Annotated in this window: 13 protein-coding genes and 2 pseudogenes; 12 read left to right on the forward strand and 3 right to left on the reverse strand. The window is 68.9% G+C overall.

Annotated elements, in window-relative coordinates:
* Positions 1-70 precede the first annotated feature (70 nt).
* Together A9G05_RS18410 and A9G05_RS18415 are read right to left on the reverse strand one after the other, a co-directional pair.
* The gene (locus A9G05_RS18410; protein ID WP_139131185.1) at positions 71-1,039 is read right to left on the reverse strand and encodes a hypothetical protein; all 969 of its coding nucleotides are present in this window, start codon (positions 1,037-1,039) and stop codon (positions 71-73) included.
* 49 nt (positions 1,040-1,088) lie between these two features.
* Complete coding sequence (locus A9G05_RS18415; RefSeq protein ID WP_069562347.1) at positions 1,089-1,823, reverse strand: hypothetical protein; 735 nt, start codon at positions 1,821-1,823, stop codon at positions 1,089-1,091.
* Between the two features lie 309 nt (positions 1,824-2,132).
* Between A9G05_RS18415 and A9G05_RS18420 the strand changes: the two genes are divergently transcribed.
* From A9G05_RS18420 to A9G05_RS18445, 7 genes and pseudogenes are all read left to right on the forward strand, one after another.
* A complete protein-coding gene (locus A9G05_RS18420) occupies positions 2,133-2,642 on the forward strand; it encodes a hypothetical protein (RefSeq protein WP_069562348.1) in 510 nt (169 codons plus the stop codon).
* 12 nt (positions 2,643-2,654) lie between these two features.
* A complete protein-coding gene (locus A9G05_RS18425) occupies positions 2,655-3,128 on the forward strand; it encodes a hypothetical protein (RefSeq protein WP_069562349.1) in 474 nt (157 codons plus the stop codon).
* Between the two features lie 216 nt (positions 3,129-3,344).
* Positions 3,345-7,067 carry a methionine synthase gene (gene metH, locus A9G05_RS18430; RefSeq protein WP_069562350.1) on the forward strand — a complete coding sequence of 1,241 codons (3,723 nt, stop codon included), beginning with the start codon at positions 3,345-3,347 and terminating at the stop codon, positions 7,065-7,067.
* Between the two features lie 444 nt (positions 7,068-7,511).
* A pseudogene (locus tag A9G05_RS28530) lies at positions 7,512-8,177 on the forward strand (cache domain-containing protein); the annotation flags it as partial.
* 612 nt (positions 8,178-8,789) lie between these two features.
* Positions 8,790-9,299: pseudogene (locus tag A9G05_RS28535) on the forward strand (methyl-accepting chemotaxis protein); the annotation flags it as partial.
* Positions 9,300-9,424: 125 nt separating this feature from the next.
* The gene (locus A9G05_RS18440; RefSeq protein ID WP_069562352.1) at positions 9,425-10,465 is read left to right on the forward strand and encodes an RNA methyltransferase; all 1,041 of its coding nucleotides are present in this window, start codon (positions 9,425-9,427) and stop codon (positions 10,463-10,465) included.
* Between the two features lie 45 nt (positions 10,466-10,510).
* Entirely contained in the window at positions 10,511-10,729 is a 219-nt protein-coding gene (locus A9G05_RS18445; RefSeq protein WP_069562353.1) for a DUF2970 domain-containing protein, read from the forward strand.
* Positions 10,730-10,732: 3 nt separating this feature from the next.
* On the opposite strand, the gene A9G05_RS18450 is transcribed toward A9G05_RS18445, so the two are convergent.
* The gene (locus A9G05_RS18450; protein WP_069562354.1) at positions 10,733-11,815 is read right to left on the reverse strand and encodes an ABC transporter substrate-binding protein; all 1,083 of its coding nucleotides are present in this window, start codon (positions 11,813-11,815) and stop codon (positions 10,733-10,735) included.
* 387 nt (positions 11,816-12,202) lie between these two features.
* Between A9G05_RS18450 and A9G05_RS18455 the strand changes: the two genes are divergently transcribed.
* The 5 genes from A9G05_RS18455 to A9G05_RS18475 are packed head-to-tail and all read left to right on the forward strand — an operon-like array spanning position 12,203 to position 22,596.
* A complete protein-coding gene (locus A9G05_RS18455; RefSeq protein ID WP_069562355.1) occupies positions 12,203-15,913 on the forward strand; it encodes a DUF4132 domain-containing protein in 3,711 nt (1,236 codons plus the stop codon).
* A complete protein-coding gene (locus A9G05_RS18460) occupies positions 15,907-17,004 on the forward strand; it encodes an AAA family ATPase (protein WP_069562356.1) in 1,098 nt (365 codons plus the stop codon). Before A9G05_RS18455 ends, A9G05_RS18460 begins: the two co-directional genes overlap by 7 nt.
* Before the next feature lie 3 nt (positions 17,005-17,007).
* Positions 17,008-19,473 (forward strand): DUF5682 family protein, encoded by a 2,466-nt coding sequence (locus tag A9G05_RS18465; RefSeq protein WP_083272611.1) that lies wholly within the window; start codon positions 17,008-17,010, stop codon positions 19,471-19,473.
* Positions 19,466-20,590, forward strand: a complete 1,125-nt coding sequence (locus A9G05_RS18470; protein ID WP_069562357.1) for a VWA domain-containing protein — start codon at positions 19,466-19,468, stop codon at positions 20,588-20,590. The genes A9G05_RS18465 and A9G05_RS18470 overlap by 8 nt, the downstream gene beginning before the upstream one ends.
* Positions 20,587-22,596 (forward strand): SWIM zinc finger family protein, encoded by a 2,010-nt coding sequence (locus A9G05_RS18475; protein WP_069562358.1) that lies wholly within the window; start codon positions 20,587-20,589, stop codon positions 22,594-22,596. Before A9G05_RS18470 ends, A9G05_RS18475 begins: the two co-directional genes overlap by 4 nt.
* The last annotated feature ends 163 nt before the right edge of the window (positions 22,597-22,759 follow it).

Consider the following 22,759-nt stretch of genomic DNA (forward strand, 5'->3'; position numbering starts at 1 on the left):
CCCGCCAAAGGGCGGGCCAGAGGAATCCAGGGGGACGGCAGGGGGCATGAGCCGCCCCCTGCGCTCAGGCTCAGCTGTAGCTGACACCCAGGTTGAAGGCGATGTGCTCGAGTGCAGCCTTTTCCTGCTTGCTGATCTTGCTACCAAAGCCCAGGAAGCCGCCGGCCGACGCGGCCACGGCCTTGCCCAGCGCCACCAGGGTCTCGCAGTAGATTCGCGCATCGTCAGCCGCCACACGGGCCTGGAGGATCGCACGGACGCGCCCCAGCTCTGCCGAATAGTCCATCGACGTGCTCACCAGTTCCTGCAACAGAGCAGGGGCGTTGCCGACGACGTTGGTGGCCACCCGCGAGAACAAGGGGCTGCCCGAACCGGCCAGGGCCACCAGTTGCTTCATGAAGGCCTCCACCTCCTTCTTGTCGAACTTGCCATCGGAGGCCGCCACCAGCAGGAACACCAGCACCGGTGAACGGCACAGGGCATGGAACTCCTCGGCACTGAAGTCGGTATTTTCCTGCCCTGCGGAGCCGGAACTCTCGCCAGCCTGTTCAACGTAGTGGGCGTTCCACAGCGCCCAGCCCTGCTCGTGGCGCTCCATGCCACTGAAGAACACCTGGCCCAGTGTCTTGATCTCATCCGCGGAAAAGCCCGCCTCCTCCAGGACCTCGGGTTTGTGCACGGCGAAACCCGAGGCGTGGCTGGCATTGCGATAAGGCAGCAACCACTGGAAGCGCCGCCCACGGTCGGAGGCAAAGCGCACATCGGCGATCAGGCAATCGGTCTTGCCCGTGGGCAGGGTCACCATGCCGTCGCGGATGAACACCGCGCCCAGGGTGTCGCCGTCCAGTTCGCTGATACGGGCCTCGCCGGCCTGCATGGCTTCTGCCGAGCTGCCCATCGCCAGACGCACCATCCGGGAGCTCTGGTCCACCCCGAGGTAACCGACGATGGGGATGAGCATCTCCCCGTCCGAAACGCTCTGCACTGCATGACCGGCGAAGAATCCAGCCATCTCCATCACTTTTCTTGCGTGTTCCATCCGTTGGCGTCCTTGTTCGAGTCGGCGGCCCTGCGGCCACCTGAGGGGGTCATTGAAGAGGAAAGACACAGAGGCCCAGGGCCTCGGGCAGGATGTCCCGCACATCCTGCAGCACCTTGTCGTCCAGTGCGTGAAGCAGTAGCGAGGTGCCAGCATCAATCTGCAGTACCAGCGCCCGCTTTGTGAAGAGCAGGAAAAGGCTTTCGTGATCCATGTCGATAATCGAGGATGCCAGGCGCTCCTCATCCGTCAGCGGCGGGTTGATGTAGCCCATGCCCAGGCTGGTGTAGGTCCCCACCAGGTTGTTCCAGACCAGCTTGGCCAGCGCCGGGTGTCCAGCCAGCCCGAAGTACTCGGTGCCCTCGAAGGTCGGGTTGGCAAGGACGATTTCGCCGCCATCGGCCAGCGCTGCGATCAGCTCCAGATCCTGAGTCGCCCGCTCCTCGATCATCCGCACGATGGGCGTACCCTGGTAGCTGGCTGCCTCCGCAGCGGCGGGACTGCTGAGGTAGGCCCGCTGGTAGAAGTCCACCAGCATCGACACCTGGGCGTCATCGGCACGGGCCAGGCGGCAGGAACTGAGCGTGGCATCCCGTCCCTTGCAGGCCAGGCCCGCAAAATCCACTCCACACCAGGATCGGATCGAATGGGGCAGGTCCCTGGACTCCAGACCGACCAGTTCGGCCTCGTGCAGGCGGCGGGCCGGCATGCGGTCCGAGACGTAGTCGAAGTCAGCGTTGACGATCACCAGCAGTTGGCGGATCAGTTCGTTGCGCAGGCTCATGGAGGCTCCCGTTTCCCTGGATTGATGAAAAGACGGGCCCAGTATTCCGCGCCCCGCACGACGAGGCAGTCCCGGAGTTGTCAGGCCTGCCGGGCGCCGGTTGACACGCCGTCAAGTGGAGCCCGGGAGGCCCTCGCATCCGTGAACCGCGTCATTTTCCGTACATGGCGTCAGGCGTATCCTTCGCGCCACGCCGGACCATCAGGGACAGTCGGCGCAGCCACAGGGACGTCGACAGGCACAGCGCCCGCTCGCCACCCGGCCGCACCCCGAGGGTCGCCCCCATCGCATGCTCCACAGGAGATCGTCATGAAAGCCCTCGCCGGTGGCCTTGCCGCCCTGTTCCTCTGTGCCTGCACCCAGGCCGCCGACTGCGGTTTCGCGCCGCTCCCCCTCAGTGCCAATGCTGAAGCGCCGAACGTGTTCGTCGGCAAGGGCCAGCGCCTGGAAGTCAGCTTCACCAACGAAAACCCTGAGATCAAAGAGCCGGACGCCTTCCCCGAGCCCCCCGTGGTACTGCATGACACCGCCAGCGGCAAGCGCTGCAACATCGAGGATGGCGGCATCTGGGCCCGTGAGCCGCTGTACCTGAGCCGCGACGAGAAGCGCCTGGTGACCTTCGAGTACAGCGGCTCCAACGCCGACCTGGTGGCCTACGACACCGCCACCTGCAAGGTGGTCCACCGCCTGGAGATCTCCGGCAAGCGCGCCGCCGTGGTGGGCGAGCAGTTGGTGCTGGGCAGCCAGTGCGACGGTGACTCGCTCGGCAGTTGCAAGAAACAGGCGCGCCAACCCGTCCAACCGTTCTGCAAACCCTGATAGGGAACGTCAATGAGCCTCGACACCTGCATCGTCAACGCCTGCAAGGCCGCCTGGGATGAAAGCTTCATCGCCGGTACCAAGAACAAGGACAACTGCTCCGGCTTCCTCCAGTCGGTTGCCGCTGCCCTCAACGTGCCGATCCCCGCCGGCAACGCCAACGACATCATGACCGGCCTGCCCCAGGCCAGCGGCTGGAAGGAGCTGAAGAGCGGTGCGGAAGCGGCCCAGAAGGCCTCCCAGGGCTGGCTCGTGATCGCCGGTCTGAAAGGCAGCGACCACAGCCCAGCACGCTTCAGCGGTCACGTCGCCGTGGTCATCGGCGGCACCCTGTACCACGGGAAGTACCCGCGCTGCTGGTGCGGCAGCACCGCAGGCCCGGTGGGCCAGAGCCAGGGCGTGCGCTCGGTCGGCGAGGTGTGGAACCGCACCGACCGCGACCTGGTGAAGTACTTCGTGTACGAAACCGCCAGCTGCGCCAAGTAAGCCCGCCACGCCGTGGATGATCCCCCCTCATCCACGGCGCCCGCCTTCCGGGCCGTTTCCGGCTCTCCCCCGCTGTACCCCGCACACCTCGCCAGTCGCCAGCGCACAGCCCGGCTCGAACATGAGCCACATTCATGTTCCCGGCGGCACAGGCCGTAAACACCTCATCTTTGCTATGATCGGCGCCCTTTTTTCGCCCAGCCAGACAGGTCACTCATGTCCAGCACGCTCACCGATCGTGGCGCACGCCTCAACGCCCTCCAGCAAGCCCTCAAGGAACGCATCCTGATCCTCGATGGCGGCATGGGCACCATGATCCAGGGCTACAAGCTGCAGGAGGAGGACTACCGCGGCGCGCGCTTCGCCGACTGGCCCAGCGACGTGAAGGGCAACAACGACCTGCTGCTGCTGAGCCAGCCGCAGGTGATCGCCGAGATCGAACGCGCCTATCTGGATGCCGGCGCCGACATCCTCGAGACCAACACCTTCAACGCCACCCGCGTGTCCCAGGCCGACTACGGCATGGAAGCGCTGGTATACGAGCTGAACGTCGCCGGTGCCCGCGTGGCCCGCCAGGTGGCCGATGCCAAGACCCTGGAGACCCCGGACCGCCCGCGCTTCGTCGCCGGCGTCCTCGGCCCCACCAGCCGCACCTGCTCCATATCCCCGGACGTGAACAACCCCGGCTACCGCAACGTCACCTTCGACGAGCTGGTGGAGAACTACACCGAGGCGACCCGTGGGCTGATCGAGGGCGGCGCCGACCTGATCCTGATCGAGACCATCTTCGACACCCTCAACGCCAAGGCGGCGATATTCGCCGTGCAGCAGGTGTTCGAGGAGGACGGCGTCGAACTGCCGATCATGATCTCCGGCACCATCACCGATGCCTCCGGCCGCACCCTCTCCGGGCAGACCACCGAAGCGTTCTGGAACTCGGTGCGCCACGCCAGGCCGATCTCCGTGGGCCTGAACTGCGCCCTCGGCGCCAAGGAACTGCGCCCCTACCTGGCGGAGCTGGCAGCCAAGGCCGAGACCCACGTCTCCGCCCACCCCAACGCCGGCCTGCCCAACGCCTTCGGCGAATACGACGAAACCCCGGCGGAAATGGCCGCCGTGGTGGAAGAGTTCGCCGCCAGCGGCCTGCTGAACATCGTCGGCGGCTGCTGCGGCACCACCCCGCCGCACATCCAGGCCATCGCCGAAGCCGTGGCCAAGCACAAGCCCCGCGCCCTGCCGGACATTCCCAAAGCCTGCCGCCTGTCAGGCCTGGAGCCCTTCACCATCGATCGCAACTCGCTGTTCGTGAACGTCGGCGAGCGCACCAACATCACCGGCAGTGCCAAGTTCGCCCGCCTGATCCGCGAGGAGAACTACACCGAAGCCCTCGAAGTCGCCCTGCAGCAGGTGGAAGCCGGCGCCCAGGTGATCGACATCAACATGGACGAGGGCATGCTCGACTCGAAGGCGGCCATGGTCACCTTCCTCAACCTGATCGCCGGCGAGCCCGACATCTCCCGCGTGCCGATCATGATCGACTCCTCCAAGTGGGAAGTGATCGAAGCCGGCCTCAAGTGCATCCAGGGCAAAGGCATCGTCAACTCCATCTCCATGAAGGAAGGCGTCGAGCAATTCAAGCACCACGCCCGCCTGTGCAAGCGCTACGGCGCCGCCGTGGTGGTGATGGCCTTCGACGAGGTCGGCCAGGCCGACACCGCCGCACGCAAGAAGGAAATCTGCAAGCGCAGCTACGACATCCTCGTCAATGAAGTGGGCTTCCCCCCGGAAGACATCATCTTCGACCCGAATATCTTCGCCGTCGCCACCGGCATCGAAGAGCACAACAACTACGCCGTCGACTTCATCGAGGCCTGCGCCTACATCCGCGACGAGTTGCCCCATGCACTCTCCTCCGGCGGCGTCTCCAACGTCTCGTTCTCCTTCCGTGGCAACAACCCGGTGCGCGAGGCCATCCACTCGGTCTTCCTCTACCACGCCATCCGCAATGGCCTGAGCATGGGCATCGTCAACGCCGGCCAGTTGGAGATCTACGACGAGATCCCTGCAGAGCTGCGCGAGAAGGTCGAAGACGTGGTGCTCAACCGCCACGAAGGCAGCACCGAGGCCCTGCTGGCCATCGCCGAGAACTACCGGGGCGGCGGCGCCGTCAAGGAAGCCGAAGACGAGGAATGGCGCAGCTACCCGGTGACCAAGCGCCTGGAGCACGCCCTGGTCAAGGGCATCACCGCCTTCATCGTCGAAGACACCGAGGAGTGCCGCCAGCAGTGCGCGCGCCCCATCGAAGTGATCGAAGGCCCGCTGATGGCCGGCATGAACGTGGTCGGTGACCTGTTCGGCGCCGGCAAGATGTTCCTGCCCCAGGTGGTCAAGTCCGCCCGCGTGATGAAGCAGGCCGTGGCCCACCTGATTCCCTTCATCGAAGCCGAAAAGGGCGACAAGCCGGAGGCCAAGGGCAAGATCCTCATGGCCACGGTCAAGGGCGACGTCCACGACATCGGCAAGAACATCGTCGGCGTGGTGCTCGGCTGCAACGGCTACGACATCGTCGACCTCGGCGTGATGGTCCCGGCAGAGAAGATCCTGCAGACCGCCATCGCCGAGAAGTGCGACATCATCGGCCTCTCCGGGCTGATCACCCCCTCCCTCGACGAGATGGTCCATGTCGCCCGGGAAATGCAGCGCCAGGGCTTCCAGCTGCCGCTGATGATCGGCGGCGCCACCACCTCCAAGGCCCACACGGCGGTGAAGATTGAGCCGCAGTACAGCAACGACGCCGTGGTCTACGTCACCGACGCCTCCCGCGCCGTGGGCGTGGCCACCAGCCTGCTGTCCAAGGAGCTCAAGCCTGAGTTCGTCGAGAAGACCCGCGTCGACTACGCCGAAGTCCGCGAACGCACCGCCAACCGCGCTGCCCGCACCGAGCGCCTGGCCTACGCCGACGCCATCGCCAACAAGCCGGCCTTCGACTGGACCGACTACCGCGCACCCAAGCCCAGCTTCACCGGGGTGCGCGTGCTGGAAGACATCGACCTGGCGGTACTGGCCGAGTACATCGACTGGACGCCCTTCTTCATCTCCTGGGACCTGGCCGGCAAATACCCGCGCATCCTCACCGACGACGTGGTGGGCGAAGCCGCCACCGCGCTGTTCGCCGACGCCCAGGCCATGCTGAAGTCGCTGATCGAGCAGAAACTGATCAAGGCCCGCGCGGTGTTCGGCTTCTGGCCCGCCAACCAGATCAACCACGACGACATCGAAGTGCGCAACGAACACGGCAAGCCGCTGGCCGTCCTGCACCACCTGCGCCAGCAGACCATCAAGCCCGATGGCAAGCCGAACCTCAGCCTGGCCGACTTCGTCGCACCGAAGGAGAGCGGCGTCACCGACTACGTCGGCGGCTTCATCACCACCGCCGGCATCGGCGCCGAGGAGCTGGCCAAGCAGTACGAAGCCAAGGGCGACGACTACAACGCCATCATGGTCAAGGCCCTCGCCGACCGCCTGGCCGAAGCCTGCGCCGAGTGGCTGCACGAGCGCGTGCGCAAGGAACACTGGGGCTACGCCGCCGATGAGCAACTGGACAACGAAGCCCTGATCAAGGAGCAGTACAAGGGCATCCGCCCTGCCCCCGGCTACCCGGCCTGCCCGGACCACACCGAGAAGGCCACCCTGTTCCGCCTGCTGGACCCGACCGCCGAGTTCGGCAAGCCCGGCCAGAGCGGCGTGTTCCTCACCGAGCACTTCGCCATGTTCCCGGCTGCCGCCGTGTCCGGCTGGTACTTCGCCCACCCCGATGCACAGTATTTCGCCGTCGGCAAGGTCGAGCGCGACCAGATCGAGCAGTACAGCAAGCGCAAGGGCCAGGAGCAGACAGTCAGCGAACGCTGGCTCGCGCCCAACCTGGGCTACGACAGCTGAGCCTCCGGCAGGGCGCCCAGCGGCGCCCTGCCTTCATTCTGTCCTCCTCTCTGCTCCACCCTGCCTCGCCTCCTCGCGACCGTCCGTCCCTTCGGACTGGAGGAGTTTCCGAAAACGCCGATAGTCAGAGCAGGCGGGCCTGCTGGCCAGGCATTGCGTTTGCATGCTGATCTGAGCGGCCCCGGGAGCCCTACAGCTCCCCTTCGAGACCGGGAAACGAGGAGTACCTGCATGTCGCTGTTGCCTGATCGTATTTCCACCCGCCTGACCCTGGGCGCCATCCTCCTGCTGCTGTTGACCGCCCTCGCGGTGTTCGCCGTGATGGTGCTGCGTGGCCAGCCCCGCGTCGTCGCCGAGAGCAACGCCCTGATCGAACAGACCGGCAGCGCCATCGTGCGCCAGCTCGGCCTGCAGCTCGCCGGCATCCAGGGCCTCACGGTGAGCATGGCCCACCTGGCCCAGACCCTGCCCCGTGACGAGGCGCTCTACCGCACCACCTACCCCCCCCTGATCGACAACAGTGGCGACGCCGCCATCGCCGGCGGCGGTGTCTGGCCGGAACCCAATGCCTTCACCAGCGGCACCGAGCGCCGCAGCTTCTTCTGGGCCCGCAACGCCAACGGAGCCCTGGACTACTCCGACGACTACAACAAGCCCGACGGCCCCGGCTACCACAACGACGCCTGGTACACCGGCGCCCGTAATGCGGCCGGCGACGCCTGTGTCTGGTCCGAGGCCTACCAGGACCCGGTCAGCAAGGTGCCGATGGTCACCTGCAGCGTGCCCTACCAGTTGCAGGGCCGCTTTGCCGGGGTCAGCACCATCGACCTGCGCCTGGACGACCTCGCTCGCTTCCTCAAGGAACAGGGCACTGTCACCGGCGGCTACGCCTTCGCCCTGGACCAGTCCGGCAACGTCCTGTTCTTCCCCCTCGGCCAGGATGTGACCATGCAGAAGTTCGACGACCTGGTCGCCCGCGAGGCCTGGCTCGCGCCGCTGCTGGAGACCCGCCGCAAGGCCGCCGCCGACGGCCATGCCAGCGTCCGACTGGACGAGGACACCGTGCTCGACACCGCCGTCCAGGCCAACCTGTTCCGCATGCCGCAAACCGGCTGGATAGTCGGGCTGGTCACTCCCCAGGCCCGTGTCACCGGCCTGGCCCACGCACTGACCTATGAGTTGTTGGCCTTCCTCCTGCCGCTGCTCAGCCTGCTGCTGCTGTTCGTCTGGCTGGCCGGGCGCAAGCTGCTGGAACAGATCGGCGAGACCACCGCGCAGATCCAGGCCCTCGGCAATGGCCAGTCCGGCCAGGGCGGTGCCCTCAGCGTGCTGCGCAACGACGAGATCGGCCAACTGCGCCAGGCGGTCAACCAGTACGCCGGACGCCTGCAGGGCATGCTGCAGAGCATCGCCAGCGAGTCCCAGCGCCTGCGTGACGAGGCCAGCAGCCTCGGCCGCCTGAGCAGCGCCCTGCTGCAACGGGCCGAACAGCAGCGCCAGGAGAACACCCAACTGGCCACCGCCATCACCCAGATGTCGTCCAGCGCCCATGAAGTGGCACAGAACACCAACGACTGCGCCGACACTGCCCAACGTTCCCAGAGCGTGGTGCGCCAGGGCCAGGACAAGGTGGCCGCCAACAGCCGCGCCATCCAGGCCCTGGCCGGCGAGATGGCCAGTGCTGCTGCCGTGATCGCTCAACTGGAGCAGGACAGCCAGCAGGTCGGCGCCGTTCTGGACGTGATCAAGGCCATCTCCGAACAGACCAACCTGCTGGCACTCAACGCCGCCATCGAGGCTGCCCGGGCCGGCGAGCAGGGCCGGGGCTTCGCCGTGGTGGCCGACGAAGTGCGCTCCCTGGCTGGCAAGACCCAGAGCTCGGCCAACGAGATCAGCGGCATGATCGCCAACCTCCAGCAGGCCTCACGCCAGGCGGTGCAGGCCATGCAGGCCGGCGAAGCCCGCACCCGCCACGCCGTAGAGGAGGCAGAGGGCGCCGCCAGCAGCCTGTCGGCCACGGTGCAGAGCTTCGACGACATCTCCCAGCGCGCCCAGCAGATTGCCGTCGCCGCGCAACAGCAGAGCCACGTCACCCAGGAAATCAACGAACTGGCCGTGCGCATCCACTCTGCCAGCGAGGAGAACGCCCGCGACGCCGTGGACCTCGACGCCCTCGGGCACTCCGTGCAGGATGCCGCCAGTCGCCTGGCCGAGCTGAGTCGCGGTCGCTGAAACCGCGACGCCGCTCACCGAAGGAAACGGGAGCCTGCCTGCTCCCGCTTCCCTCTCCACCGCCGGGCGTCGAGATCCCGGCGCCCCTACTTAAGCGCCCACACCGGTGGTAGGATGCGCGCCCCATGCGTATCCACGACCTCGACCAACAGCTCGCCGCCCTCGGCGCCAAGCCCATCCACCGGGATCGGATGCTGCGCGCCTGGCTGCAGGGCAAACCCCTGGACAGCGGCCGCCCGCGCCAGCAGGCCGACGACTTCCTGCCGCTGCGGGTGCGCGAAGCCCTGCCTGCCCTCACCGAGACCCTCGACGGCCTGGTACGTCTGCGCTCCGAGCACCCCGGTGGCGACGGCTCGGCCCGCCTGCTGGTGGGCCTGGGCGACGGGCAGATGGTGGAGAGCGTATTGCTGCCCCGAGACGGCCTGTGCGTCTCCAGCCAAGTGGGGTGCGCCGTGGGCTGCGTGTTCTGCATGACCGGCAAGAGCGGCCTGCTGCGCCAGGTCTCCAGCCTGGAGATCGTCGCCCAGGTGGTGCTCGCGCGGCGCTATCGCCGGGTCAAGAAAGTCGTGTTCATGGGCATGGGCGAGCCGGCCCACAACCTCGACAACGTGCTGGAAGCCATCGATCTGCTCGGCACCCTCGGCGACATCGGCCACAAGAACCTGGTGTTCTCCACCGTCGGTGATCCCCGCGTGTTCGAGCGCCTGCCGCACCTGCGGGTCAAGCCCGCCCTCGCCTTGTCACTGCACAGCAGCAAGGCCGACGTGCGCGAACGGTTGCTGCCGAAAGCCCCGCGCATCACCCCGGGCGAACTGGTGGAACTGGGCGAGGCCTACGCCCGCCAGGTCGGCTACCCCATCCAGTACCAGTGGACCCTGCTCGAAGGCATCAACGACAGCCTGGAAGAGGCCGAAGGCATCCTGCGCCTGCTCAAGGGCAAGTACGCGGTGATGAACCTGATCCCCTACAACAGCCTGGAAGTTGACGACTACAGCCGTCCCAGCGGCGAGCGCATCGTCGAACTGGTGCACTACCTGCACCGCAACGGTGTACTGACCAAGGTACGCAACTCCGCTGGCCAGGACGTGGAAGGCGGTTGCGGCCAACTGCGCGCCCGTGCCGTAGAGCGGGTCAACACCCGGCGGCTGCACTCACCCGCCTCCTGAAGCAAATCCACGGAAAGCACCTACGCTTGCAGCAGGAGGTGCCCCATGGACGACCCACAGCAAGACCGCCCACTGACCTTCCGCGAAATGCTCCACAGCGTCGCGGCAGCCGCATTCGGCGTACAAAGCGGCAAGAACCGGAGCCGTGACTTCAGCCGGGGCAAGCCCAGCCACTTCATCCTGCTGGGCGTGCTGTTCACCCTGGTGTTCGCGCTGATGCTGTTCGGCGTGGTGAAGCTGGTGCTGCACCTCGCCGGGCTCTGAGGCTCAGTCGAGCAATGGCTTCATGGTGAACCGGTAGACCCGCAGCCCGGGGTTGTAGAGGGCGCTGTAAGTGCGGAAATCCAGGCCCAGTTCCTTGCTCGACATGCGCGCCAGCAGGCGCCGGGCGTGCTCGACGTCCAACTGCATGTAGACGTTGGCTTGCAGGTCCTTGCCGCCACGCAGGACGAAATCCTGCCCGGCATCGTAATCGTGCAGCAGCACCATGGCCCAGCCACCAAGGGTGAAATGGCCGCCCACCAGGTCATCGATGTAACCATCGATGGTCGCCTGGAGCACCTCGGGCGAGCTGTTGAGCACAGCGAAGCGCAGGTCGTGCCCCGGCTTTCGTCCCAGCTCCCGCGCCGCCTGCATGGTGCCCAGGGCCATCTGGTCATCCGCCACCCACACCGCATGGGTCTGCGGGTAGCGCCGCAGCAACTGCAACGCCTGCTGGTAGGCGCGATCGCGGCTCCACTGGGCGTACACAAGCTGGCGCAGGCGCACCTTGGGGTACTCCTCCAGCGCCCGCTGCAGACCTTCCTCGCGGCGCTGCGCCGCCGGGGTCTGCTTGATACCGGAGAAGGCGAGCATCTCCAAGGGCTGGTCCGGCTCACGGCTGCGCTGGCCATCGATCAGCGCACGGGCCAACAGGTAGCCGGCCACTTCCTCGTTGGCCACCAGGCTGCCAATCCAGTTCGAGTAACGCTCGCGGGGGCCGCCGACCATCCTCTGCTGGTCGTCGGTCAGGCTGCTGTTGATGGCGAACAGCTTCACCGGGCTGCCCTGGAACAGGCGCAGGATCTCCGGCCCCATGTACTGCTCGTTGGTGAACACCAGGTAATCAGGCGGCGCGGCCTCTTCCCTTATCTGCCGGGCCTGCTCCAGGGTGCGGCTGGAGTCATAGTCCCCATAGAGCACCTTCAGCGGCATGCCCAGGCCCTGGGCGGCGGCGTTCATGAAGGCGACATGAGACTGCCAGAAGGGCTCGGCGCTGTTGCCGGGGCAAAGGAAAACCACCGAAGCGCCATGGGCCAGCGCGCTGCAGCAGAGGCAAAGCCCAATCAGGAGAATACGCAGGAGAGGCATCGGGACATGGACTCGATTCGAAGCCCGCGCAGTATAACGACGCCCTGCGCAGGGCCCCGGTTCCGCACGTCCAATGGCCGACGGGGGATTACTGGTGGCTGACCCAGAACACCGCCGTGGCGACCACGATCAGGATGAGACAGAAAATCGCGACAGCATCGATACCGCTGTCCGGGCTGGAGTCTTCGGTGTGGTCGTTCATGGCAACCCCTTCTGGTGGTGATGGACAGGCACGCATCAGCAGTTAAGACCAGGCCCGGCACGGCCTCAAGGCAGGCCGTCGGAAGGAAAACTTGCGCCAACCAGCAAACCCTGCGCACGAGCAGGCGAGCGACCGGCCCGATGTTTTAACATCGGCGCCTCGCATCCCAAGGACAGGCCCCTCCCATGCTGCAGACATTGCTGGAAAAGCTCGGCATCACCGCCCCCACCACCCCCTTCGCCAAGCACGTCGCCGAAAGCCTCGAAGTGCTGGACATCCTGGCGCCGGGCCTGGCCGCACGGGCCGCAGCCTTCGTCCTCAGCGGCCGGGAGGAACAGGTCCTCGCCGAACTGTCACGGCTCAATGGCGAAGAGGCCGCCGTCCTCCTCGACCAGCCCGCCACCGTCGGCTGGTGGCACCCCTCGGGCAACCTGCGCAACGACGCCCAGAAGCACAAGAAGCGCATCAACGCCGCGACCCATGCACGTACCCGCCTCTACGTGATCGGCGCCGAACCCGATGTCGTCGCCCTGGCCCGCTTCGGCAAGGTGCTGGCCGCCGCCTGCCAGGGCGTCAACATCACCCGCATTGCCCAGGTGCCCGACTGGTTCATCTACCTGGTGGTCGACGCCCTGCACACCACCCGCAAGGACTTCGGCAGCAAGATCAGCAGCGACCTGCGCCAGCACTGGACCCTCGACCTGCTCACGCGCCTGCTGGCGGTGGACGACCTGCCCGGCGACGACGCCCTGCTGCTGGTGCTGGACCGCCGCGACCTCGGCGACTACCACTGGCGCGACCTCAACGCCCTGCTGCGCCTGCCCGACCTGGCCGACCACCTGCTGCAGCACCCCGACGCCACCCGCGCCCTGCCTGCCCGCCTCTCGGCCAGCGGCAACCTGTCCCTGGTGGGCCTGATCGGCCCCCACCCGCGCCTGGCCGCGGCCTACGCCGACATCCTCGTGCGTCTCGCGGTGAACAGCGCCAAGACCGTGCGTGGCGCCGCCGGCCCGCATGTGGAGACCCTGCCCCAGGACGTCAAGCTGGAACAGCTCGGCCTCCTGCTGGCAACCGGCAGCAGCAGCGAACGCACCCTGGCCGCCGACCTCCTCGCCCGCAGCGGTGAGGGCGCACGGGCGATTCTCCAGGCGCGCCTGGCCGAGGAAACCTCCAAGCCCGTGCAGCAGGCCCTGGCCAGCGCCATGGCCCGTCTGGACAGCCAGTCCAGCGCCGAGGAACAGGTGCTGCCGGAGGCCGGTGACTACGAGCGCTGCCCCGACGTGGAACTGGGAGCCGCCACCCTCGACCTGCTGCGCCGCAACCTCACCGAACTGCTGGAGGAGAGCCGCCTCGCCGCCGAGGAAGAGATCCGCAGCAACCTGGAGCACAAGCGCAAGTGGGACTGGCAGCAGAAGGCCTACAAGAAGCTCAAGGCCCTGACCGACAAGGACCTGCAGGCCGCCCTCGACTTCCTCAACGGCCAGGGCCGCAAGCTCTCCGACGGCCTTGAGGACGTGCTCGCCTACCGTGGCCGCCTGGCCGCCAGCGCCGACGTCAACCTGCTTCACGCCCTGCGGGTGACCCGCCGCCGCTACTTCAACGCCTACCAACTCATGCAATGGCTCAAGGGCGACGCCCTGCGCCGTCTCGACCTGCGCACCCTGGCCGACGCCCTGCGCCGCTGCGGCAGCGAAGAGCCGGAGCGCGAGACCGCCGGCCTGTGCTTCGGCTGGAACTCGCCGCTGGCCCAGCTCGACCCCGATCGCGTCTGGCCGTTCTTCGCCGAGCACCCGCAGTTCCTCGAAGAGGCCTTCGGCCTGCGCCCCAACCATGGCCGCACCGAGTTCGACGTGCCCACCGCCCTCAGCCTGCTGGAGCGCTTCCCGGTGCTGCCGAAACGGCTGATCCCGGTGCTGCTGGAACTGGCCCTGGGCGCCAGCAAGACCAACCGCAGCGAAGCCCAGCGCCTGCTGGAAACCCTGCCCGACATCGCCGAGCGCGCCATCGAGGCCCTGGGCTCCAGCAAGCAGGAGATCCGCACCCTCGCCGCCGAATGGCTGCAACGCCTGGGCCGCCCCGAAGCCGTCCCCGCGCTCAAGACCGCCCTGGCCAAGGAGAAGCGCGAGACCGTGCGCGCCGCCCTGCTCACCGCCCTGGAAGCCTTGGGCGACGACATCAGCGGTCACCTCGCACCCGCCGTACTGCTCGCTGAAGCGCGCAAGGGCCTGCAGGGCAAGGCCCCGGCCAGCCTGGCCTGGCTCGACCTGGACCGGCTGCCCGCCTGCCAGTGGCTGGACGGCAGCGCAGTGGAGCCGGAGATCGTGCGCTGGTGGGTGGTGCTCGCCTGCAAGCTCAAGGAGCCGGCTGGCAACGCCCTGCTCAACCGCTACCTGGAGCTGCTGGCCCCGGCCAGCCGGGCAGCGTTGGGCAAGGCCCTGCTGCTGTGCTTCATCGCCCAGGACACCCGCCACCCGAGCCAGGAGGAGGCCATCGCCCACGCCCAGGCCAACCTCGCCCAGCGCATGCAGAGCTACCAGGCCTGGGCCAAGTGGTCCCCCGAGTACGCCGACATCACCCAGGAGCAGGCCTTCGAGATCCTCAAGCGCGAGCACCTGTCCATCTACCTGGGCAGCGCCATCGCCGACAAGGGCATCCTCGCCCTCACCTGGGCCATGGCCGGCCACGAACTGGTCAGCCTGCTGCAGGCCTACATGCGCGACCACTACCAGCGCCGCGCCCAGGTCGAGGCCCTGCTCAGCGCCGCCGCCAACAGCAACGACCCGCTGGTGATCCAGCTGCTGCTGGCCGTCGCCCGCCGCCACCGCACCGCCTCGGTCCAGGCCCTGGCCCGCGTGCTGGTGGAGCAGATCGCCCAGCGCAATGGCTGGAGCGCCGACGAACTGGCCGACCGCACCATCCCCAGCGCCGGCTTCGACGAACAGGGCGTGCTCAACCTGCAGTACGGCGAGCGCCTGTTCACCGCGCGCCTGGACGGTGCCCTCAAGCTGGAGCTGCGCAACCCCGACGACAAGGTGGTCAAGGCCCTGCCCGAGCCGCGCAAGAGCGACGACCCGGCGCTGATCAAGGAAGCCAAGACCCAGCTCTCCACCAGCAAGAAGGAGCTCAAGCAGGTCATCGAACTGCAGACCCAGCGCCTCTACGAAGCCATGTGCGCCGAGCGCCTGTGGCCTGCCGGCGAGTGGCGTGAATACCTGCAGCGCCACCCGGTGGTCACCCACCTGGTGCAGCGCCTGGTCTGGGCCGAAGTGGCCGAGGACGGCGCCCTGCGCCTGTTCCGCCCCACCGAGGACGGCAGCCTGATCGACCTCGACGACGACGAGGTCGAGCTGGACGAAACCCGCCGCGTGCGCCTGGCCCACGCCGCCCTGGTGGACGCCGACACCGCCAAGGCCTGGACCGCCCACTTCAAGGACTACAAGGTCAAGCCGCTGTTCGCCCAGATGAGCCGCATGCTGCCCGAGCCCACCGCCAGCGGGGCGTCGGAGCAGGACGAAGGCAGCGGCAAACGCATCGCCGACCGCCTCGGCTGGCTCAGCGACACCTTCACCCTGCGCGGCACCCTCACCAAGCTCGGCTACCAGCGCGCCGCCGCCGAGGACGGGGGCTTCTTCGACCACTACTTCAAGGAGTTCTCCAGCCTGGGCCTGCGGGTGTGCATCGGCTTCACCGGCAACTGCCTGCCCGAGGAGAACGTCCCCGCCGCGCTCACCCACCTCAGCTACGAACGCATGGCCCAGCGCTGGTCCACCGGCGATAGCCTGCCCCTGGCGGAGATCCCGCCCGTGCTGCTGGCCGAGACCTATGCCGACTACCGCGCCGCCGCCGACGCCTGCGTCGGCTTCGATCCCCAGTGGAAGAAGAAGACACCATGGTAAGCACCGCCCTGCGCCACAGCGCCGAACACCTGCATGCCGACGAACTGGCGCGCCTGAGCGAAGCCGACCAGCAGGCCGGCGCCGACCTGCCCCCGGGCTGGCTGCGCTCGCCGCGTTCGGTGCGCCGCTTCATCCTCGGTGACGACGCCCTGGGCATCAGCCGCAAGTTCTACGGCGACGACGCCCTGGTGGACCGCGCCATCGTCACCCTGCTCGGCCGCCAGGGGCTGATGCTGGTGGGCGAGCCGGGCACCGCCAAGTCGATGCTCTCCGAGCTGCTGGCCGCCGCCATCAGCGGCGACTCCACCCTCACCATCCAGGGCACCGCCGGCACCACCGAGGACCACATCAAGTACTCCTGGAACTACGCCCTGCTGCTGGCCGAGGGGCCAACCCCACGCGCCCTGGTGCCCTCCCCGCTGCACCAGGGCATGCAGGCCGGCAAGCTGGTGCGCTTCGAGGAGATCACCCGCTGCCCGCCGGAGATCCAGGACGTGCTCGTCTCCCTGCTCTCCGAGAAGCAGATGATGATCCCCGAGCTGGGCGAAGGTGGTCGCCTGCTGGCCCGCCCCGGCTTCAACCTGATCGCCACCGCCAACCTGCGTGACCGCGGCGTGCACGAGATGTCCGCCGCCCTCAAGCGCCGTTTCAACTTCGAGACGGTGCGCCCCATCGCCGACAGCGAATTCGAAGTGGAGCTGGTGATGCGCCAGCTGCAGCGCGAGCTGGGCGAGCAGGCCGGCAAGGTCGCCGTCGAGCGGGACGTCATCACCCTGCTGGTCACCGTGTTCCAGGAGCTGCGCCAGGGCAGCACCCGCGAAGGCACGGCGATCAAGGCCCCGGAAGCGGTGATGTCCACCGCCGAAGCGGTCAGCGTCGCCTACGCCGCCGCCCTGGAGGCCCGCTACCTGGGCGACGGCCGCCTGACCGCCGCCGAGCTGGCGCGCCAACTGCTCGGCGTGGTGTTCAAGGACAGCCAGGACGACGCCCGCCGCCTGCGCCACTACCTGGACAGCGTGGTGCGCGAGCGCGCCCGCCGCGACGACCACTGGAAGCGTTTCTTCGATGCCAGCAAGGGCCTGTGGGACTGAACCATGGCAGAGGCCTTCGCCAGCGACCCGCGCCTGCCCGAACGGCTGCAGGCCGCCGCCCGTGAGCGCGCGGCCCTGGCCCAGGCCGGCATTCACCTGGTGCCGGTGCGCCACCACAGCCCGGCCTGCGCCTTCGCCCTGCGCCAGCAACTCCAGGCCCTGCAGCCGGCGGCCATCCTGATCGAGGGGCCGGCGGACTTCGACCGGCTCATCCCCGACCTGCTGGACTCCCGCAGCCGGCCGCCCCTGGCGATCCTCTCCCAGCACCGCCGGCCCGACGCCGAGGGCGAGCCGGCGCTGCGCTCGGCCTTCTTCCCCTTCTGCGACTACTCGCCGGAATGGCAGGCCCTGCAGGACGGCCAGCGCCTGGGGGCGCAACTGGCCTTCATCGACCTGCCCTGGGCCCGCCAGCACGACGAGGAGCAGGCCGCCGACCAGCAGCGCAGCCTGATGGCCGAGCGCTACCTGGCCCACAGCCGCTACCTCGCCGCCCTGGCCCGCGAGGCCCACTGCCGGGACCACGACGAACTCTGGGAGCACCTGTTCGAGCTGCGCCCCCGCGCGGCGCTGGCCGACTGGCAGCGGCTGTTCGACGACGCCTTCGCCTGGTGCGCCATGGCGCGGCTGGACTACGAGGACGACGTGCTCGCCGCCGAGGGCTCCCTGGCCCGCGAAGCCCACATGCTCGGCTGCATCCGCGACTGGCGTGGCCGGGTGGACGGCCCGCTGGTGGTGGTCACCGGCGGCTTCCACACCCTGGCGCTGGTGGAGGCCCTGGCCGCCGGCACCCCGGCACCGGCCAGACCCGCCGCCCCGGAGGACAGCCAGGCCTGGCTGATCCGCTACAGCTTCGACCGCCTCGACGCCCTCAACGGCTACGCCTCCGGCATGCCCTCCCCGGCCTATTACCAGCAGGTCTGGGACGCGCTGCAGGGCGAAGAGGACGACGCCCTCGCCCGCCAGCGCGTCGCCACCCGCCTGCTCAGCGGCATCGCCGCCGAAACCCGCGAACAGCGCCTGGCCGATGCCCTGACCTTCGCCAGCGTGAGCAACGCCGCCGAACAGGCCGCCGGCCTCGCCCGGCTGCGCCAGCACCCCGGCCCGGGGCGCTACGACCTGCTCGACGCCGTGCACGCCTGCTTCGTCAAGGGCAGCCTGGACGAAGGCCAGGACGGCCTGCTGCGGGCCGTGCAGCGCCACCTGGGCGGCAACCGCCTGGGCGACGTAGCGCCCTCGACCCAGGCCCCGCCCCTGGTGGAAGAAGCCCGTCGGCTGGCCCTCGCCCACCGCCTGGACCTCAGCGACAGCCTGGCCCGGCGCACCCGGCTGGACCTCTACCGCAAGCCCCGTCACCGTGCCCGCAGCCGCTTCCTGCACCTCATGGCCTACCTGGACAGCGGCCTGGCCCGGCATCAGGGCGGACCGGACTTCGTCAACGGCAGCGGCCTCGACCTGCTCTTCGAGGAATGGGAGTACGCCTGGTCGCCGCTGGTGGAAGCCAACCTCATCGAACGGGCCGAACAAGGCAGCCACCTGCGCGACATCGCCCTGCGCCGCCTGCTGGACGAGGAGCGCGCGCTGCTGGGCCAGGGCCAGGGCCGCAGCGCCGGCCGCGTGGCGCAACTGGTGGCCCGTGCCGGGCTGATCGGCCTGGGCGAGCAGTTGCCGAGGCTGTTCCAGCGCCTGGCCGAACACCTGGACGAAGACCCCGAGCTGGCCTCGGTGGTCGCCTGCGGCCAGCGCCTGCTGCACCTCTGGCGCGGCCGCGAACTGCTCGGGCTGGAGGAGCAACCGCAACTGCCGGCGCTGCTGCAGCGCATCGTGCCGGCGGCGCTGTTCCTGGTACCGGGCCTGGCCCTCTGCGCCCCCGAGCAGGAAGGCGCCGCCGTGGATGCCCTGCTGGCCCTGCGCGAATTCATCCGCCTGGGCAGCGGCCTGGTGGGCCTTGATGGCCAGGACGAAGCCCTGCAGGGCGCCCTGGCGCGTCTCCGCGACGAGGCGCCGCCCACCCTGGCCGGCGCCCTGGACGCGCTGCGCTACCTGGACGATCTCGATGACGAGGCCCGCCTGGCCGAAGCCCTGGGCCGCCGCTTCGGCCCAGGCGCCGACAGCGAGGACGCCGTGCGCTACCTCGGCGGGCTGCTGCAGGCCGCACCGGAGCTGATCCTGCGGGTCGAACACCTGGGCCAGGCACTCAACACCCTGGTGGCCGGCTGGGACGAGGCCACCTTCGTCCGCCACCTGCCCGACCTGCGCCTGACCTTCACCCGCCTCAAGCCCCAGGAGACCGGGCGTCTGGCCAGCCAATTGGCCGCGCTGAACGGCCTGGGCGACAGCGCCCTGGACAGCGCCCACCACGAACTGGACAGCCACGACCTGCTCGCCGGCGCCGCCCTGCAGCTGGCGCTCGGGCGCTCGCTGGCGCGCGACGGCCTGCTCGACTGGGCCACGGAAGCCGACCATGACTGACCTGGAAACCGCCCGCCGCTGGCGCCTGATCCTCGGCCGCTACGCCGACCGCGCCCTCGACCAGGCCGCCCTGAACCCCACCGACGCGCGGCTGGAGAAGACCCTCGACTACCTCTACAACCGCGAGTACCAGCGCCGTGGCCATGTCCAGGGCGGGCGCGGCGGCTCCCTCGACGACAGCCAGCTGACCGCCCTCAACTGGCTGGAGCAGGCCCGCAACCTGTTCCCCCGCTCCACCTTCGAGCGCCTGCAGACCCAGGCCATCGAGCGCTACGCCATCAGCGCTCTGCTCACCGACCCGGCCAGCCTCGCCAGCCTGGAACCCAGCCCGGCCCTGGCCAAGGCGCTGCTCAGCGTGCGCGGCCGCCTCAGCGCCGACACCCGCGACGCGGTACGCCAACTGATCGCCAAGGTGGTGGAAGAGATTCTCCAGCGCCTGCGCAGCCGCTTCACCAACGCCCTCAACGGCCGGCGCAACCGCTTCCGCCGCTCGCCGATCCGCCACGCGCAGAACTTCGACTGGCGCGCCACCATCGCCGCCAACCTCAAGCACTACGACCCGGAGCGCAAACAGCTGCTGATCGAATCGCCGCGCTTCAACGCCCGCGTCCGCCGACAGCTGCCCTGGGACGTGATCCTCTGCGTCGACCAGAGCGGCTCGATGCTCGACTCGGTGATGTACAGCGCCATCTGCGCCAGCATCCTCGCCACCCTGCCCAGCGTGCGGGTACGCCTGGTGCTGTTCGACACCCAGGTGGTGGACCTCAGCCACCTCGCCCACGACCCGGTGGAGGTGCTGCTGACCGTGCAGCTGGGCGGCGGCACCGACATCGGCAAGGCCCTGCGCTACTGCGAGCAACTGGTGGATACGCCCCAGCGCACCGTGCTGGCGCTGATCAGCGACTTCGAAGAAGGCGCCGCCATCGGCCCGCTGCTGGCCTGCGTCTCGCGGCTGAACGAGGCCCGCGTGCGCCTGCTCGGCCTGGCGGCCCTGGATGATGCCGCCCGGCCGGTCTACGACCCATCCATGGGCCAGCGCCTGGCGGATCGGGGCATGCGGATCGCCGCGTTGACCCCGGAGCACTTCGCCGAATGGCTGGCGGAGGTGATGCAATGAGCGCCTGGCTGGCCCGCTACCGGGCCTACGACGACGCCGCCCTGGAAACCCTGGCCAATGCCGGCCTGCTGCGCCGCGCCAGCAAGGACGTGGAGGCCGGCAAGCTGGCCTGGGGCGAGCGCACCGACGCACACGGGCTGATCGAGACGGACGGCCAGACCGTGCGCCTGGACGCCGGCGGCGTGGAGGCAGCGCGCTGCACCTGTCCGGCCAGCGGCTGCTGCAAGCACATCCTCGCCGCCGTGTTGTGGCTGCGCAGCGAAGCCCCCGACGCGGTCCCAGGCACGGAGCAGCCCGATCCCGATGCCGCCCGGGTGGAAGCCCTGGCGCTGGACCCGGCGCAGTTGCAGAAGCTCGCCGGCAAGGTGGCCACCCGTCGCGCCCGGCAATGGATCGAGACCCTCGGCACGCCCCGGGTGAGCAACCACGGCCTGCGCCTGGCCATCGCCTTCGACGGCCTGGAGGGCGAAGTCAGCTACCTGGCGGGGGCGGGCTTCGAAGGGATGCTCTCCGAGGCGCGGGACAGCGAACGCAAGGCCCTGCACCTGGCCGCCCTCGCCGGGCTCTTCCAGGCCCACAGCCAACCCTGGGCCTGGACCACCGAAAGCGCCCCCGCCGACACCACGCGGGACGGCCTGGGCGAGGCCGAGCGCGAGCTGCTGGCCTCGGTGCAGCAACTGCTGCACGAGCTGCTGGGCCAGGGGCTGTCCCACGTCAGCCGGGCCAGCGCCCTGCAGCTGCGCCTGCTCAACCTCGGCGCCCGCACCGAAGGGCTGCCGCGCCTGGCCGGCCACCTGCGCACCCTAGGCGGGCAGATCACCCGCCTGGCCGAGCGCGACGACCACAGCAGCGAGCGGGAGGCACTGGTGCAGATGGCCCGCGTCCACGCCCTCTGCCAGGCCCTTCTGCGTTCAGACAGCGAACGCCTACCCCAGCTGCGCGGCCGCCTTCGACGCGATTACCAGGCCGGTGAAACCCTCGACCTGCTGCCCCTGGGCGGCCACTGGTGGACCAGTGCCGGCGGCGCCCGCGGCCTGAGCCTGGCCTTCTGGGACCTCAACGACGGCCAGGTGCTGGAAACCACCCTGGCCCGCCCCGATGGCAGCGACCCCGGCTTCCGCCGCGACGCGGTCTGGGCCCAGCAGGCACTGTGGCGCAGCACGCCCGAGCTGCTGTGCCGTGCGCCCTTGCAGCTGGAAGGGCCGCGCCTGGCCGAGGATGGCCGGCTGGCCCCCGGCGGCGGCATTGCGCGTCCCCAGGACGGCTGGCCAGCGGATGACCCGCGCCTGCTCGACCTCGGCCTGGCGGACTGGGAACAGCTGGGCCTGGCCCTGGAAGACAGCGCCGCCCTCGCCAGCGAGCCGCCGACCCGGCTGCTGCTGCGCCCCGCCCGCTGCCACGAAGCAAGCCTGGACGAAGCCCGGCAGGTGCTGACCTGGCCGCTGGAGGACAGCAACGGCCGCACCCTGCTGCTGGAGCTGCCCTGCACCGCCGAGCGCCGCGAACGCCTGGACAACCTGGAACGGGCGCAGAAGGCCCTGGACGACATCCGTGCCGTGCTGGTGCGGCCCTGGCTGGACGGTCGCCGCCGCTGCCTGGAGCCCCTTGCGCTGCTGGTGGCCGATCACGGCCGGCTGCGCTGCCTGTCGCTGGACTTCGAATCCCTGGTGCGTGGCGGGTTGAGCCGCAACCGCCGACTGTTCGAGCGCATCCAGCGCCTGCTCAGCCGCCCCGACCGCGCCGTGCCGGCGGTGGAGCCGCCGAGCCTCGCCGGACGGCTGGTGGAGCCGGCCCTGGACGTGCTGGAAAGCCTGGCCAGCAGCGGTCGCCAGCAGCCCTCTGCCCATCACCGGGAGGTGCTGCGGACCCAGCAGGCGCTGGCCGACGCAGCGGGGGTGGCGGTGCTGGCGCAGGCGTTGGGGCACCTGGCGGAGTCGCCCAGGGTCTCGACCGAGGCGCTGCTGCGGGGGACGCACCTGATGAGCCGCCTGCTGGCCCTGGGCTGACGCCGGGCCAGTCGAGAAGCATTCTCGACGCCCGCCAGCCGGGGCCTCCAGCCGCACGGGGAAGGTTATGCTCGCACCCACGCTTATGCGATCAGGTTCTTTACATATACTCAAACATCACTTTTGCGCATAACCATGAGCTGGTATCTTCCACCGGCTCCGC

Source organism: Pseudomonas sp. ENNP23, assembly GCF_001728945.1.
GTDB lineage: Bacteria > Pseudomonadota > Gammaproteobacteria > Pseudomonadales > Pseudomonadaceae > Metapseudomonas > Metapseudomonas otitidis.